General features: G+C 28.6%; 9 protein-coding genes. 2 read left to right on the forward strand and 7 right to left on the reverse strand.

Annotated elements, in window-relative coordinates:
* Window positions 1-10 precede the first annotated feature (10 nt).
* The 7 genes from BIW12_RS13375 to BIW12_RS13405 all read right to left on the reverse strand — a co-directional run bounded on the left by BIW12_RS13375 (window position 11) and on the right by BIW12_RS13405 (window position 12,103).
* Window positions 11-3,145: an AAA family ATPase gene (locus BIW12_RS13375; protein ID WP_071185572.1), complete on the reverse strand. Its 3,135-nt coding sequence runs from the start codon at window positions 3,143-3,145 to the stop codon at window positions 11-13.
* Entirely contained in the window at window positions 3,135-3,695 is a 561-nt protein-coding gene (locus BIW12_RS13380) for an ABC-three component system middle component 1 (protein WP_071185573.1), read from the reverse strand. Before BIW12_RS13380 ends, BIW12_RS13375 begins: the two co-directional genes overlap by 11 nt.
* The gene (locus BIW12_RS13385) at window positions 3,682-4,953 is read right to left on the reverse strand and encodes an ABC-three component system protein (protein WP_198033421.1); all 1,272 of its coding nucleotides are present in this window, start codon (window positions 4,951-4,953) and stop codon (window positions 3,682-3,684) included. Before BIW12_RS13385 ends, BIW12_RS13380 begins: the two co-directional genes overlap by 14 nt.
* A 7-nt stretch (window positions 4,954-4,960) precedes the next feature.
* A complete protein-coding gene (locus BIW12_RS13390; protein WP_071185575.1) occupies window positions 4,961-6,019 on the reverse strand; it encodes a ComEC/Rec2 family competence protein in 1,059 nt (352 codons plus the stop codon).
* A 38-nt stretch (window positions 6,020-6,057) separates the two neighbouring features.
* Entirely contained in the window at window positions 6,058-7,059 is a 1,002-nt protein-coding gene (locus BIW12_RS13395; RefSeq protein ID WP_071185576.1) for a nucleotidyl transferase AbiEii/AbiGii toxin family protein, read from the reverse strand.
* 1 nt (window position 7,060) lies between these two features.
* Entirely contained in the window at window positions 7,061-7,669 is a 609-nt protein-coding gene (locus BIW12_RS13400; protein WP_071185577.1) for a DUF6088 family protein, read from the reverse strand.
* 99 nt (window positions 7,670-7,768) lie between these two features.
* Complete coding sequence (locus BIW12_RS13405) at window positions 7,769-12,103, reverse strand: NACHT domain-containing protein (protein ID WP_157499554.1); 4,335 nt, start codon at window positions 12,101-12,103, stop codon at window positions 7,769-7,771.
* A 698-nt stretch (window positions 12,104-12,801) separates the two neighbouring features.
* Here BIW12_RS13405 and BIW12_RS13410 point away from each other — a divergent pair.
* Together BIW12_RS13410 and BIW12_RS13415 are read left to right on the forward strand one after the other, a co-directional pair.
* Window positions 12,802-14,760 carry a hypothetical protein gene (locus BIW12_RS13410; RefSeq protein WP_071185579.1) on the forward strand — a complete coding sequence of 653 codons (1,959 nt, stop codon included), beginning with the start codon at window positions 12,802-12,804 and terminating at the stop codon, window positions 14,758-14,760.
* A gap of 169 nt (window positions 14,761-14,929) precedes the next feature.
* Entirely contained in the window at window positions 14,930-16,828 is a 1,899-nt protein-coding gene (locus tag BIW12_RS13415; RefSeq protein WP_083382134.1) for an O-antigen ligase family protein, read from the forward strand.
* The last annotated feature ends 46 nt before the right edge of the window (window positions 16,829-16,874 follow it).

Consider the following 16,874-nt stretch of genomic DNA (forward strand, 5'->3'; position numbering starts at 1 on the left):
TGGTTAGTATTTAAATATTCGCTTTCACCTTTCCAAAAGTTTCCAGCTCCATAAACTTGGATTTGAATAAATTTGAAGGAATTTTTTTCTTTAAAAGATTATGGAAATTTTCATCGTGTGTTGATAAAATTATTTGCTTTTGCTGATTCACCACAATACTTCTTAATAAATCTATAGTCGATAAAATGTTTATACTATCCATTGACTGAATAGGATCATCGACGAAAATACAATCAATAGAATTCCCTTTATCGTCTTTAGCATTTAGAGCTTTCGCTAAAAAAATACATAAACTTAAAATATTTAATTGAGCTTGACTGAAGTATAGATTAGGTATAATAAAGTTTTTATCCCCAACCTCTTTATATACGCAAACATTTAGTTTAGGTTTGTTGTCCTTAAAGTCAGGAATAAATTTCACTTTCTTATAGTCAGGGTGAGGATCAATTCGTTTATATAAATCATTAATTAAATCTTCGTAAAAAAAGGATTTTATTTGCTTTTCTATAAGTAACGATACTTTTCCTATTTCTTCTTTTAACTTTTTATTGATCTTATCCTTTAATGATTTGCTAGTTTTTAAATCACTTTGTTTTTTCCTTTTTTCTTCAAATTTCAGAAAGGGTAATACATTTTCTTTTAGTTGGGATAATAAACTTAATTCTTTTACTTCATTTTGATACTCTGAAATCTTAATGTTATTAGATTTTTTTATATTGTTAATGGCTGTATTAAAGGCTTCTTGTTCAACTGTGGAGATATCTAAATCAATGTATTTTTTTGAATTTGTTTTATATATTTCAACTTCACGTGCTAATCTGTCTATTTTATCATTTAGTTCTTCTAATTCTTTTTTCACAGCATCTTCATTGGTACTGGCTAAATCATTTTCCTTAGCTTCAATCTCTATCTTTAACTTCTCAATCTTGGTCAAATATCCTTTCTGAATATTACTAAGGTTTACCAAGTCTTTGTTAATACGCTCTGATTCAATAGCATCATTGGGGTAATTCTCCAAAAAGAATTTTTTTATCTCATTAACAATGTTATCATTAACAAGAGACTCTCGATCTTCTTTAAATAAATCTATCTTTTTGATTGTAATTTGAGATTGTTCCTCGTTATTTTTTATTTTATCTTTTAGTGAAGCTAAATCCAATTGATGCTTTTGTATTTCTTTGCTCAATTTGTCTAATTCCTCTTTAGCCCATTTACTATATTCTTCAATTGGTTTATTTGAAATTGAACTCCTTAGGTTTGATAATCTCTTTGATTCATTATCTATTTTAGTTTCAGAATCGATTATTGCCTGTTTAATATTGAGAACTTGGGTATTTAATTCCTGGATTTTTAACTCACTTTCAGAGATATCCTTTTTAATAAGTCCTGTCAGTTGTATAATCGTTTCATTTATATCTTCTGAAATACCACTAATAATTTTTTCTATCTCATTTTTTCTATTCAATAATGCATTCGATGTTTTAGATAGCAATTTATTATTTGCTACTTTATCAGCTAAATCAGTATAAGAATTATATTCTTGGGTACATAGAGGACAGGTATCTGTTTTTTTATCATTAATGATAGATAGACCCTTTGAAATAAAACTATCTAATTCAGCTTGGAAAATATCATTTTCAATAATTTCTTTCTGAAGGGAATTTAGTTTTTTGTTTTCATCTTCAATTTTTTTCTTTAAATCATCGTGTTTTCGTAATTGTATAGAATACTTAACAAAGTTATTGTCGAACTCTGAAGGGAAGATTTTATTTTCAATATTTAGTAAAGCACTATTTAGCTCATTAACAAATAACTCAAGAGAAACTATGTTTTTAGAGTTCTTCTTTAATTCCTCTTTCTTTAGTTCTACGTCTTTGTTTAATTGTTTTATTTTATCTCCTGAATTCAGTATGTTTTTTTCTATTTCAGGCAATTCGCCAATAGTTAGATTAATATTATTAATCTCATTTTGTGTCGTTGAAATCTGAACTTCTACTTTTGATAGTTGTACTTTTTGATTTGATATTTCTTTATCTAATGTGTCTTGTGATGATTGCAAATTCTTAATTTCTTCATCTTTATCTGTTGTAAGTTTAATAGTCTCTTTATATTTACCAAACAGTCCTAATATCTTTTCCTTTTGTTCTTTCTCATTTGTCAACTTTGCATTATGATCTTGAATTGAGGCTAACTCGGCTTTTTCTTTTTTTAAACTTTCAAATCTAGTCAAGATTAAAGCTAACTCTTTTTGTTTATCTATTAACTTCTTCAGTTCATCAGAGTTATCTTTAAATTTTTTAAAACTAACTAATGTTTCATCTCCAACAATTAACGTATCCAAATCTGAAATAAGATTCTGATGTTTAGTAACTTCAAACTCAATCTCATTTAAACGTTCGGTTATAGAATTAGTAAGGTCAAGTATTGCGGTTTCCGATGTCTGAGAATCTATCCTATTAAATAATTTTATTTTTTCATTTAGAAGCTCTATCTTTTCGTTGACTTTAGAAAGAATATCTTTATCTCCGTCAAATTTGAGTTCCAATTGAATCCCTTTAAGTTGATCATTTAACTTTTTTATCTCTTTATCATTTTGAGATATAAGAGATATAAGTGTATTATAATATTTATCAAGCTCCTTGTCGCCGAAATACTCAATAAATGTTTTATATCGATCTTCTGGTTTATCCTCTTTAAGAAATCCACTTATCCAATCTTGAGATAAAATAACTTCTCTGAAATATTTGTTCTCAGTTTCTTTTTCATCAAATTTAAAATCGGAAGCTCCTCTTCTGGGAATAGTAATACTTCTTGTTATCTCTGCCTTGTTAGTAAGCAATTTTACAAAACTATCCAAATCTGAATTAGAATACCTATTTCTTAAAATATACTGTTTTTCATTATTACTAATATTCTTTTCCGACTTTGCGATATCCTTGTTATTTTTATTTTTTAAAAGTCTATCAATATTGTTTGTATACCCATACTCGATAGCATCGTAAAAAGAAGTTTTACCAAATCCATTAGGAGCATATAGAGAGACAAAATCTGCATATTCTTTTTCATTAAGCTCGAAGTCAAATGTTCCATTTTCAACTTTATCGTATGCTCTAAAAGCCTGAATTTCTACTTTCTTAATTTTCATCGTTTAGTGTTTTTTCAAGGTGATTCAATACTTTTAATAAATTTTCTTCCTTATCTGCATTTGATTTATTAAAGGAAGTTGCCCTTAAAGCTTCGTTGATAATTACATTCTTAGTGAATGATTCAATATCTTGATTTTTGACATTAAAATCTATGTTGTCATTGATTATATGTTCAGACAATATACTCTTTAATAAAATTTCATCAATATCCTGACTTATTGATTCTATTACAATTTTTCTTGTACTGAATTTATTATTTTCTATTTCATATTTTAAAGGTCTTTGCACGGAACTATCAGTGATATAAAAAATATATGAATTCCATTTAGAAAAATCATTCTTTAGCTTTATCAGATATTCAGCAGTTATAAAGCTGTTGAATTCTCTCCAGAATTTTTCCAAATCATTTAAATTCTTAAATTGGATAAAAAAGACAGGAATATTGTCCCCAAAAATTAAATTCCCAATAATAATATTTTGAATATCAAAGTACTTTCTAATTTGATTATAAATTTCCTCTTTACTGTCTATTCCTTTAAATAATTCCATCTGTTAATTCTTTGATTTTAGTTTTTGAATTTGTTCCATTTATGTTTGCTAACTGAAGAGTACTATTTATGATATGGTGTTGAAACTTAAAAATATTGACCAGTCTCAAGTCATTAAAAGGATCTTCAACAGTGTTGCTAATGTTCATTTTATCTATAGGAGTAGAAATGTCAAGGATAACAAGTTCTTCTGATGAAATTTCAGTTTTATTAGTTTCTGATTCATTTGTTGCACAGATAACTATGGTTCCTCCTTTTTCTATTTGAGATAAATCCGACTTATAAATATCTTCTAGTTTTTTGGTCCACATATCTGTATCAACTATTAATATTTTTCTTTTCTTGTTAATACTAGCTAAATCATTGACATCAACTGTTTCTTCATAAAGTTTTATTATGGTAAAAAATTCAAGTAAAGATTTCCATAAAGATTTATGATATCTTATATGACTTGGAGTTCCATCTACTAAAAATTGTAGACCATTTTCCTTGAAAATTTTATCCATATCAGCACCATCACAAATTTTTTGTGAAATAGCTAATAGAGTATTTCTAATCAGTTCTTGTTTAATGATTAGATTAGGAAATGGAAAAATCTCTTGTAGTAAAACGCTAAAAGTACCAATGTAGGGAGGAAATAGAGGTGATAAATTCTCTTTATTTTCCTCAATTATCTCATCAAAAAAAGACAACGGAGCAAAATGAATTCTTGAAAGCGTTTCCTCTTCATCTTCAACAGCCATTTTTTTCTGAATACCTGCTAAAAGAAAACAAGAACCTTCAGGTTTGATTATTCCACCTCCTGATTGTCCAACTACCTCGGAATGATTTACATTTCTTTCGATTTCTCCTTCGATATAAAGCTCTACAGGATTTTCTATTTTGAGCTTATTCTTTCTATATGAAAAACCATTGTTTTCCCTTGAATCGGGATGACCACACAAATACCAGTTTTCTTTTTCTACAGAATTTAAGTCAGATCTTAATAAAGATTCTATACCATCTATTTTATTTACTTTAATTATTGCAGCGTCTTTGTCCGGACTAGAATGTATATATGGAGTATCTAGTATTTCAAGCTGATTCTCTACTTTCGTTCCATCTTCTTGAATCCATTGTCTAATTATTTCGATACTCTCAACACCTTCAATTACGTGTTTGGCTGTCAAAATATAACTGTATTCACTATTTAGCGGTTGAAACAAACAACCACTTCCGTTAGCTACTTTTACAGTAAAAAATTGTAATTCGTCTCTCATAAAATATTTATAATGATTCAGTCTCCAAAAACTCAACATCTGGAAATTCTGTTCTGTCTTCTTCTAAAATCAATTTAGAAATCAAATTGGGATAATTAAAATATATTTTTGCCTTAGGATTAGCAGCAACTATCCTTCCAATAGTAGATTTATCTGGATGATAATGCAAATCACCATTAGTGCTAATGATATACTTACTCGTATCTATCAAATTCAACAATTCAGTAGAGGTGTTTTTCTGACTCCCATGGTGGGATACTTTAAATAATTCTACAACAAGTTTATTATCATCATGATTGTATTCCAATTTATTCAGTTCCGTAATTATTTCACTGGGATGCGAATCTCCTAAAAATAAATAGTTAGTACGATCTTTAGTTAAAATGAAGGCAATTGAACTTCCATTATATGGGTCGTTATCTTCCTCAAAAACATCTTCTTCGATAAGTTTTTTAAGAGTCTTTTTATAATCCTCTTTTCGTGAGGTATCTAAAGATTCCGGAGCTTTATTTTTCCATTCTTTTAATAATTTTTCCATTTTTTCTTTACCAGGTGACAGAATTTGAAAAGAAACCATATTATTCCAATTGATAACATCTCCTTGTTTAATTATTTTTTCATTCCAAACGTTTTTATCTTTGATATAATTTTCAAAATCAACACCTTGTTTTACACTTGTCAAAGTTGTTTTTTCTTTGAATTTTAATGATTCAATCTCAGACTCCATATCATTTAAATAAGTTTTTATTACCCTTCCAGAATTAAACCATACTTCTTTTATTGACTGGACAGCTAATTCATCATTGCTGAACCATTTTAAAAATCCATCTATGTGATCATCATCAATATGAGTAAGAATTACTAAATCCAACTTTTGATTCTTAGTTTTAAGTTCTTCAATAATCACTTTTAAGTCTCCAGGTTTTATTTTTCCATCCTTCTTGTCTTTATAAGAATATGTAGTTGATGTTCCCCCATCAATCAAAATATTTACATGCTCTTCTCCCTCAGTAAATGAAATCCATATTGAATCACCATTAAATGCTTGTAAAAATTTTATTTTCATAATTTTATTAGAAATTAAATTTATTCATCATTTCCTCATTAAGATATTTTATTAAATCTTATTTTAAGTTCCTTTAATCTTTCAATCAATTCTTCAAACTCCAAAGTTTCCCCATAAATCATATATTCCTGCATTGCTTGATAGTCTTTTTTCCAAAGTTCCATTACTTCTGCAGGTGGTATGAAATTTATTGTTTGTGGTGTGTGTAAGTCATAAGAAATTCCTCTTACTGGTGTATATTTATTTCGGTGCTGGACTAATGTTTCGAATAGCTCTTTATTTTTTATTGCTTCTTTTCCATAATCGTGATCCATTAGTTTTTCTACATCATACAAATGTCTTGACATTCTGTAATGTCTTATGTTTTCAATTGGCTTTAGAAATTCTTCATGCAGCAACATTATTTTTTCTAAAAAGGTTTTGATTGGCACCACTACAATTACTTCAAATGGTGGAATAGTAAAAGCTTGCTCCGGATATATTTGGCCAATGATGGATTGAACTATTTTAGGTTGATTTGGTTCTAACAAAGCTCTAGCTCCTAATTCAATGATAACTCTTTGGGGAATGTATTCTCCTGATTCAACTATTGAGTTGTATTCTAATTCTATGCGATATGGATCACTGGTATCATCTATTTCATCGTCAACTATTAAATTGTAATTTTCATTATTTACACCAAGTTTTTCTAATTGATTACTCAACTCTTCTTTAAATTCACCTACTATAAAACTCCCCGAAGCTTTGCGAAGTTTTTTTATTTGTGTTTTTGATAATTCACCTTCGAAACCTAAGATTGTTCTATCAATTGATAAGTCTATATCTTCTGAGAAACGTTCTATTAAGTTATAAGCTTTACTTAGTGATGTGCCACCTTTAAAAACTAAATGTTGAGCAAATTTTGAAGAAAATATTGCTTTTAACGTAATGGTTACCCACCAATCTTTTTCAATTGCATCGGTAGGAAGTCCTGTTTGATTATTGACTTGGTTTAGTATTTCAAGACGTCTCTTTTCGGATAGTTTAAGCCACTCGTTCATATTAGTCGTTGTTTATTAATTCAAGGATTGTATTTCTAATCCAAGTTGGTGCTGTAACACTATCTTCTTTTAAACTCTCAATCGTCATTTGTTGCAATACTTTTTTAATTTTTTGTTTAGCAATTTCATCTACATTTTCTTTGCCTAGCTCTTTTAATGCCTGAATTATAATGTTAAGCTTTTTATCTTTGATGGTCAGGTTTTTGGGAGTAGTTTTTTTGAATGTGATAGTTCTTTTGCCCACTTTAATTTTTCTTGGTGCTCCATCAGTCAAATAAACCACATTCATAGGTACTTGTGTTGATAAACCAAGTTGTTGCAATGCTTGTACACCTGTAGAAATTATTCTTGCTTTATCTCTTTTTGCTATAGCAACTGCAATTTCTTCGGTTGAAGGAAATAGGGTTCCAAGAATTTTATCTTTTTTGGGATATAGATAAATACCGTGTGCTAATCGAATTAAAACTTCTTTTTTTTCTAATCGCAATAGTACCTTTTTTACATTTTCGGCAGTACCGAACTCAATAAAATCAGCTATAAATAGAATGCTCCCTTTTTTTAAGGATTTTATTTTTTCTTCTATTTGATTGTGAATCGATTGTGGTTTCATGTTGATATTGTGTTTGTCCCAAATTTAGTAAAAAAATGGGACAATTATTTGGTGGTATTTAATTGAGATGAATTTACAAGGATAAAATTATATTCATAATCATTTGTATTCAATAACATCGCTAAAAATCTGTAAATCGGATACCTTATTATCTCTATGAAATTTTCTACTGTAATCTATATCTTTAAATCTTACATTGCGCTCACCCCAAATCCCCCAAATGAGTTTGTAATCATTCTCCAAAAGAAACTTATCCAGTAAATCTTTTCTTAAGTAGGTAAATCTGTGATTGTTGTTATAATTTTTTTTATAGAATAAGTTGTGAGAAGCTAAATTCCCTTTATCATCAAAAAGGTCAAAAGTTTGAGGTTTATTAATTAAATTTAATGAATTTGCCAGCTCTTTTGAAATAACTGTTTCATGACCAGCCTGATTTAATTCACTATGATTACTTTCCCAACTGTAATCCATAACAGGTAATAGTACTTCATATTCATCATAGGTTACTGAATCTATCTCAATGAATTCTGGATATGAATATTTTATTTTGTTTTTATCAAAAACGGGTCTGGCAAAATATCCTGGATCTCCTTTTTTAACTTTAACTGTTTTTCTGTTTGCTTCAAAACTTATTATACAAGAATTATCGGCTACAGATTCCCTGATACAATATAGTTCACCTGCAAAAGAGTAGTAATTACTTCTTGGGTCGGGTAAAAAGCGGCCACCTATATCTTTCTTTTTTATAAGCAGTTTTTTTAGTTCTTCATATTTATCATTTTTAACTAACAATCCTCTGATAAATACAAAAACTTCGCGGTTAATTTTTTTTCTTTCCTGTACTATAAACCCATCTAAACATATCCAACTTTCATCATGACCTTTTAGTTTATCTATTTTTAGATATTCGTTAATGTCCGGTTTACCTCCATTGATATACCATTCTAACAACGACTGCTTTGAATCACCGAGATAATCTTTTAAAACAAATTTTTTGTTTTTAGCACGCTCAGGGAAACTTGGATCTATATCCGCATCTGAAAAGCGGAATCTATCCCAATCATCTTCTATCAGTTTATTGTCAATCCTTAATCCAGCTATTTCAAAATAAGCAATCCATGAATATTTCTTCCCATATCTCTCAGTATGCGCTTGTTCCGTTCTAGAACGATAACTTTCAGATCTTATCCTACCATCAATTTCATTGAATTGTGCTTCATTCCATCCTAATTCATAAATTCTGGCATATATCTGTCTTCTAACTTTTTTCTTCTCTGGTGGGTCAGAATAGGAATGCCCTCCTTCTACAATTCTGCCGATAGTATAATTACTAAAATCCATACTGATAGGTTCTGAAAAAATACCTTCTTTCTTTTCATAATCAAATTCATTAGGATTTCGATTACCACCTATTGTGAATGGAGCAGTTGTAAGTAATATTTCTTCGGGTTTCAATAAATCATTATGGTGTAATAATCCAATTTCAATAATTTTTGAAGCATAATCCCTAGCCAGAATATGAGTTGTCGCAAAAGGAGCCTCGTTTTTAAAGATTAATTCAAATAAACATAATACAATTTTTGGTAATAATTTTTTTTTGAAATTTTCATCATTATTGTGTTTGGCCATTACAACTCCATATAATGCAGCTAATGTCCTTTCCCAAATGTAAGGGTCATTGACAGACAATGAATACTTAACTAGTTCTAAATACTCATTGGAAAACTTCCTGCCATAATAATACAATGCTCTAGTTGATAGATCTCTAAATTCTCTATTAGTTGAGGTTAAAAACCACATTGTCTTTTTGGCTGCCAGATGAATTTTATCTGTTCTTAATTTTCTTTTAGATTTACTTGCCTCTTCAAAGCCTATTAAGAAATTCCGATATTTCTTATCGTATATATAATTGTTAGATCTTATATGTTCTGTCCAACTTAAATCTCTCTCAGAAACTTTCATGTTGAACAATAAATCGGATAATAAATTTATGTTTAAAGGATTTTGACTATCCAAATCAGTGTTTTTAAATAAACTATAAATAAGATTATGTTTGCTAACATCTTTGAAGTTTTCTTTGATAATATTAATTGTAATAGACTTATTATCAATAATCTTTTTTTGATTTACTTCGAAAATAGATTTTAATAAATAATCGTTTAAAGTTTCATTCTTGATAGATGAATAAAAATTTAATCCAAATTTTTTGATTGCCAATACACAAAAACTCCTCAGTATATCATTAAATAGTGGGTGACATGTTTTTCTATTTAAAAGTTCATTTTTAAATTTTGTTGATTTGATTATGGTATTTAGTTTTTCTTCAGAATCAATTGATTTGAATAGGTTTTTTGCAATTAAATAACCACTTAATAGGTCATAAGTAAAGGTTATAACCTCCACATTATTCCAATCTCTGAAAATTAATAAATCTTCTTTTTCAAAAACCAGAAACTCTTCTTGGTCAAATATATTATGAATTGCATATTCAAAATCAATTTCCCTTGAGCTATTTTCCCAAAGAGATTTAGAAATTTTTTCAAGAATATTAATGGTGAAATTTTTATTGAATCGGAGTTCTTTTCCTAGTTTTTCGCTAATATTTTCATTGCATTTTATTAAATATTCTTCAAAAACATCAAACAAGTCCTCATTTTGGAATGAAACGGATTTACCTTGTTTTGTCTCGCAAAATATTTTTAGATAAAGCGGCTCGGAAAAAGCATTTACAGCTTCGGAAGAATGAATAAGAGTTATATTGTAATATTTAAAGTATTTATCCATTGCTTCATTGAGATTGTAATTGGTAAATCCATTGATCCTAATCAGCTTGGCATAGTTGCATGAATCATAATTAAAATAATCTTTAGGGAATAATTCTTTTTTGTAGGACGTCCTAAAAGTAGTGATAAAGAGTATATTGGGATATTTTGCATTTATCTCGTTTATTAATTCTTCTAAATTATCCCCCCAAACAAATTTCCATTTTACAGCTTCATTAAGTCCATCAATTAGCAATATTGCTTTGGTCTTTTTAATTCTTCCGGCAATATCTAAAACACTGAGAAAATCACTTATTGTCCAATCTGTTGGCAAATCTAAAATACTTCTCAATTGTTCCTTTAAAGGTAAATCGGATTTGAAACTTTTGCCAAAAACAAAGACAGCTGGTTTATTCTTATCTAACTGTTTTTTTACAATATCAACAGAGATATGTGTTTTACCTTTTGAAGCATTACCGTTAATATGAACTTCATTAGATTTTAAAGTGATTAATTCTTCAAAAGTACCCAAGAAATAATCATAATTTCTGAGTGTAAAATAAGGTCCAAGTAATGTTTCTCTACATTTCTTAATTTTATCTTTCGAAGATTCATTTTTTTCTAATTCTTCATTATCCCAGTGAATTGATTTAAGTTTTTCAGAATTTTTATATGACATGTAGGCTTCATAAAAGTCTCTGTAGCGATTTTTATAATCTTCAATTTTTGTTTCTAGAGAGACTGATAATTTGTAATTATCAGCCAAAAAATGAGATTTTATATCATTAAGTAACTTTGCTCCATCATTAACTATAGTATCATATTTATTTTCAAATATAAATGATTTTATTTCCTGATAAATCTCGTTAAACTCAAATTTGTTTTCTTCATTTCTGATCCTATTTATCTCTCCATTGAATTCTTTTTGAAAGTGATAAATTCCAATATTGTCTTCATTTTTTTCTATCAAATTAACTAATTCTTTACCTCCTAAACGGCTTGTTATAAAATCATCAACTTCACCTTTGACATGTAAGGAATCTAGATATTTTGATTTAATAACATTGGAGTTATAAATTAATTCAAACTTTTCTTTGAACCAGTTTTCATCTAAAATCTTATCAGAAAAAAAGAATTTATATATACTTGGATGCTTTCTTAAAAGATTTAATATTATGCTATCTCCCCAATGATCAATAATAATGTTACTACTGGTTGGTAAAACTATAAATCCATTGTGTTTTAGATTACCAACCCCATCAAACCATTTTTTTTCTTCATTAGTCAATGAATTTTTAGAACAAAGAATCCATCGTTTTAATTTATTTCCATGTTTATTGTAAGCAGTATGTAGCGATTTTTTTATCTGTTCTTTTCTCCCTCCTTCGTCAAATCTTCCAAAAAATTTACATTGCCAACCCCAAATATCCCCGTTAGTTAATTCTAAGTAAAATTCGACTCCATCGCCACCGCCGCTATCATCAATACGGTTAAATCTACCTTCATTTTTATATTCTTCTAGACATATTTGAAAGCACAATTCTTCAAAGCTTTTGTTTTGAGTTGAATTGTAAGGTTTTAATTTATCCCAAGAAATTATATCAATCATATTTAAATATATATATGCTAAAATTAGAAATAATTTTAATTTTTTGTCATAATTTGATTTCATTTTTAAATCTTTAATTATCATCATAATAAAAGATTATTGTCTTTTATATAACTGTTCAAGGTGTACAATTCGATTATATCATCTTGATTATTCTATAATTTAATTTGTTTGGATTTTCTAATGGGATGAAATACAATTCGTTTATTCGTAAAATGATGCCGTAATATTGTATTGGCTTATCGGTGTTGTTTTTTCCAACTTTCTATTACTAGAGGCTAAATAGGTAAGGGGGTAGTGATGATTAACTCTATCCCTTTTGTTTTGTTCTTGATAATAATTTTAACCCTGTTTACATAAGCAGTTTCAAATTTCTGTTGTTCAAAAAAGAGCTAAGCTTTTAAGCGTTGCTTTTACATATCAAATTAATCTTTGTAAGACTAAAAGTTGCTTGTTATCTCTTATTATCAATCTTTTTAATGATAACAAAAAATATTTTTTGTACTATTTTATGCCCATTTGTAAGGGCTTTGAATGTTTTTTTAGAGTATTAAGTAAGAAAATACAGGACGGTACAGGATACTCATTATTTTCCAAAATAATATTTTTAACAAGTTAAGATTTATGTTTTAAATATGTTATAAAATTTTAGTTCTTACAAAAAATATACTAAAAAAAACAAATATGTTTAAAACTGGATTTCATTTTAAGTTTATGAAAAATAATTTTAAAGCATTAATAAAAGAGTTTCTTAATTAAATATGACTAAACAAAGATTACTATACATTTTTATTTTAAGTGGTTTGATGTTCAGTTGTAATAATGATGCAACAGATAAACAACCTGATTATTGGCTTAGCAAAAGCAGTAATGAATTTCCTAAAGATTCTTCTTACTTAGAAAGAGCGACTGTACTTTCCGGAAATATGAAATCCTTATTAAATTTTGTGGGTACTTTAGATGGTATCAAACGTAAAAATACTATCTTGACTAAAGAAAATTTAGATTCTATTGCTAATTTGCTTGCTAAATCATTTAAAATATCTGAAAATGAAAAGCCTTATTTGATTTTAGATAAAAAATATATCACCAAGGCAAAAATATTACACAACAATCAACTTGCCTATAAAGGCTTACTTGAATCGAATTGGAAGAATACCGTAAGTTTTAAAGACTATCAAGAATATATATTGCCTTATAAATTGACTAACGAAATTTATGATAGCTGGAGGGACAGTCTTTATTTGTCGCATCAAAAACTTATAGTATCAAGTCCTGTTTTAAAGAACTTGGATTCGCTATACAAATTTCACACTAGTAAAACTTATAATTCTTTAAGTTCGAAAGTTTCTATGCGAATGCTTTTTCCATCAGAAGAAAATTATTCATGGATGAATCTAACAAAAGAAGGGGATTGCGTTTCAAGATGCCGATATGCTATTTATCATTTACGAGCTGCCGGCGTTCCAGCTACCTATGATTATATTCCTAATTGGGGTAACAGACCTTTTTCAAGACATGCCTATGTTGGTTTAGCTAATAAAGAGAATCAGGTACCTAAATTATTGGAAAATAATAACGACCCTAAAAATATGGTGGATAATTTGAATGCGGCGATGAGTCCTAAGAAAATGAAAATTTTTAAGACAAAAGAATTGCCTAAAGGTTTGTATGTAGAGTATGAGAAAACTATACCTAAAATTTACAGACAAACCTGGACAACACAAGCTGAAATGAAAGGTTTGCTATCAAAAATGCCTAGTGAAGAGCTTTTTAGAGATTTAATAAAACCAAATATGATTGATGTTACAGCGCAGTACCTACAAACTACTATTGTTACAACGAATAAAAGCTTATTTGAGAATAAGAGTATGGCTTATCTCGCCACCTTTGATACCAATGATTGGACTCCTGTTGCTTTTACGACTTTTAATTGGTACGGTAAAGCAACATTTAAAGATGTGGGTAAAAACATAGTGTATTTACCAATGACCTATAATGGAACATTAAACGCTTATGAGAATCCTTTTATATTAGATAATTCAGGAATTAAAAAAGAGTTGATTTGTAATAAGGATAAAAGAATCAGTATGAAGCTTATTCGAAAGTTTCCTTTGTTTTCTTATACTGCCGCACATAGTGAAGATTTAAAAGAATGCCGAATTGAAGGAGCCAATGATCCTGATTTTAAAGATGCAAAGCTTTTACATGTTGTTAATGGCTTGGTGTTTAGTACAAAACAAGTTGATTTTAAAAAGCCTGATAGTTTTCGATACATAAAAATGGTAGCCCCTGAAGGTGGAAAATTACGATTAGCCGAAATAGAATGCTTTTCTAATAATAATGGAGCTTTAAAAAAAGTTGAAGATGTCAATTATTTAAAAGGAATTCTTGAAGGACAAAAAGGAAATGCATTTGATGGGGATTTCTCTAATTATCTTGTTGGTGGAGGTGTTAAGTTGGATTTTGGTACGTCTGTACCCATATCCAAGATTCGTTATACTCCCATGAATGACTCCAATTATGTTATTCCTAATTATGAATACGAATTGTTTTATTGGGATAATGGATGGGTATCAGCGGGGAAAAAAATAGCTGATAATGATTACATAAATTATTCGAATATACCATCCGGGACTATATATTGGTTGCGATGTTTGACAGCTGGGAAGGAAGAACGAATTTTTACTTATGAGAATGGGGTACAGATTTGGTGGTAGAATAGTAAGTAAAATACTGTCTTTTTTTTAAACCATATAAGCCATATAGGTTTTTAGGTTTAATCTATTTATTTGGTAAGAAATAGAGACTTAAGTTCATATAAGAGCTTGGTTAATAACTAAATAAAAATAATTACTTATATAGAAAAATTTTAAAGTTAGATACAAAATGAATAAATTAAAAACAACATCATCGATGCTTCTTAGTGTTTCAAGAGTACTTCTTGTTGTTTTTGTTACTATACTTATTTTGGTTATACCTCAGCTGAATTTTTCAGAATATGTATTGCCTACTATTACGAGTAAGATGATTTATTTTCTTTATGGTTGTATGATTATTTGTGGTATTTACACTTTAAAAATTGTTTTTTCTAAAGAAATAAAATTCTCTATTTCTAAAATTGATATTGCGCTTTTTGTATTGGTGTTTTATATCACTTTGAACCGCTATTTTATTCAATCACAATATGGATTTTCCATTCGTTATGTAGAATTATTGGGACTTAGTTTCTTTTATGTTGTGTTGAGAACTATTGCTATTAAAAATTATTCTTGGTTATTGTTGTCTGTAGTCGTTTCTGGAGTAATCCAAGCCGTGTATGGTAATCTTCAACTACTAGGATATTATGATTCCAACCATTCGTTGTTTAAAATGACGGGCAGTTTTTTTAATCCTGGACCTTATGCCGGTTTTTTGGTTTGTGTTTGGACTATTGCTTTAGGAATGTATCTGTTTAAAGATGATATAATAATGCAAGTACAATCACATAAAAAAAACAACTCTCTATTTTTAAACGACCTTGTTAAATTCGTTTTTGAATACATTCCTTTATTAGGAGTTATCAGTATGGCTATTGTATTTCCTTCTTTACAATCCAGAGCTTCCTGGATAGCAGCTACAGTAAGTAGCTTAGTTTTGTTAGAGTTAAAGTATCATTTTTTTAAAATAGTATTTAAAATAGTAACTAGCCGTTTTCAAAAAATGGCTGTTATTTCAATCCTCATCATTATTTTCATTATTGGACTTTTTAGTTTGTATCATTATAAAAAGGCTTCTTCAGATGGACGTGTTTTTATTTGGAAAGTGACCACTGAAATGATTGCTGATAATCCTGTTTTTGGTGTGGGTTTTGACAGATTCAAAACTTATTATATGAATTATCAAGCTAATTATTTTGCTAAAAATGGCGAAACCACAGAATCATTAGTAGCAGATAATGTTTATTATGCTTTTAATGAGGGGGTGCAGTTTGTATCCGAAAATGGTTTGATTGGATTAGTGTTATTGTTTTTTGTACTGTATATTTTGTTTCAAACAAAATCAAATAAAGAGGATCAAGCAATATCTATAATAGCCAAAACGGCACTACTTACTATTGGAATTTTTGGCTGTTTATCCTATCCTATGCAAATTCTCCCCATAAAAATTATACTCATCATGGCTTTGGCTTTATTAGCCTGTTTGGATTTAAATGTTTTTGAACTTAAACTGTCACAAAATAATATGCCATTAAGTTTATATAAAACCATGTTTTTATTGTTTAACATTATTCTTACTATTAATCAAAGTATTTACATCAATACACTCGATAAAGGTTTTAAAACATGGCAAGCAGCTGCATTACCTTTCGAGAGTTATGAAACTGTTTTAAAAGATTATAAAACAGCATATCCTATTTTTAAAAATGAAGGTGATTTTTTAATGAGCTATGGGAAAACATTGTCTTTGGCAGGAAAAAATACCCAAGCTATCACAATCTTAGAAGAAGCTAAACAGTATTTGAATACTACTGTTATACAAACGGCTTTAGGAGATGCCTATAAAGGAGCAAAACAATACAAGAAAGCTGAAACAGCATACCAGAAGGCTTACAATATGTGTCCTTCTAAATTTTACCCCATGTATTTATTGGTGAAATTATACGATGAAACTGATAATAAAAAACAGGTGTTAATAATGGCAAATAATATACTCAACAAGGGAGTCAAAATTCCCTCAACAGCTATTAAAGAAATACGAGAAGAAATAAATCAGATTTTGATAAAATATAAAAATCCTCTGGATTAAAAAAGTTAAAACAGCTTCGAAATGTATAACTATTAAATTGAAAGCC

Origin of the sequence: Flavobacterium commune (genome assembly GCF_001857965.1) — a bacterium.
Lineage (GTDB): Bacteria > Bacteroidota > Bacteroidia > Flavobacteriales > Flavobacteriaceae > Flavobacterium > Flavobacterium commune.

What these genes read in the sequence shown, in the direction of transcription:
- BIW12_RS13375 (WP_071185572.1), bottom strand. Translation starts at nt 3,145, where the DNA reads ATGAAAATTAAGAAAGTAGAAATTCAGGCTTTTAGAGCATACGATAAA.
- BIW12_RS13380 (WP_071185573.1), bottom strand. Translation starts at nt 3,695, where the DNA reads ATGGAATTATTTAAAGGAATAGACAGTAAAGAGGAAATTTATAATCAA.
- BIW12_RS13385 (WP_198033421.1), bottom strand. Translation starts at nt 4,953, where the DNA reads ATGAGAGACGAATTACAATTTTTTACTGTAAAAGTAGCTAACGGAAGT.
- BIW12_RS13390 (WP_071185575.1), bottom strand. Translation starts at nt 6,019, where the DNA reads ATGAAAATAAAATTTTTACAAGCATTTAATGGTGATTCAATATGGATT.
- BIW12_RS13395 (WP_071185576.1), bottom strand. Translation starts at nt 7,059, where the DNA reads ATGAACGAGTGGCTTAAACTATCCGAAAAGAGACGTCTTGAAATACTA.
- BIW12_RS13400 (WP_071185577.1), bottom strand. Translation starts at nt 7,669, where the DNA reads ATGAAACCACAATCGATTCACAATCAAATAGAAGAAAAAATAAAATCC.
- BIW12_RS13405 (WP_157499554.1), bottom strand. Translation starts at nt 12,103, where the DNA reads ATGAAATCAAATTATGACAAAAAATTAAAATTATTTCTAATTTTAGCA.
- BIW12_RS13410 (WP_071185579.1), top strand. Translation starts at nt 12,802, where the DNA reads ATGACTAAACAAAGATTACTATACATTTTTATTTTAAGTGGTTTGATG.
- BIW12_RS13415 (WP_083382134.1), top strand. Translation starts at nt 14,930, where the DNA reads ATGAATAAATTAAAAACAACATCATCGATGCTTCTTAGTGTTTCAAGA.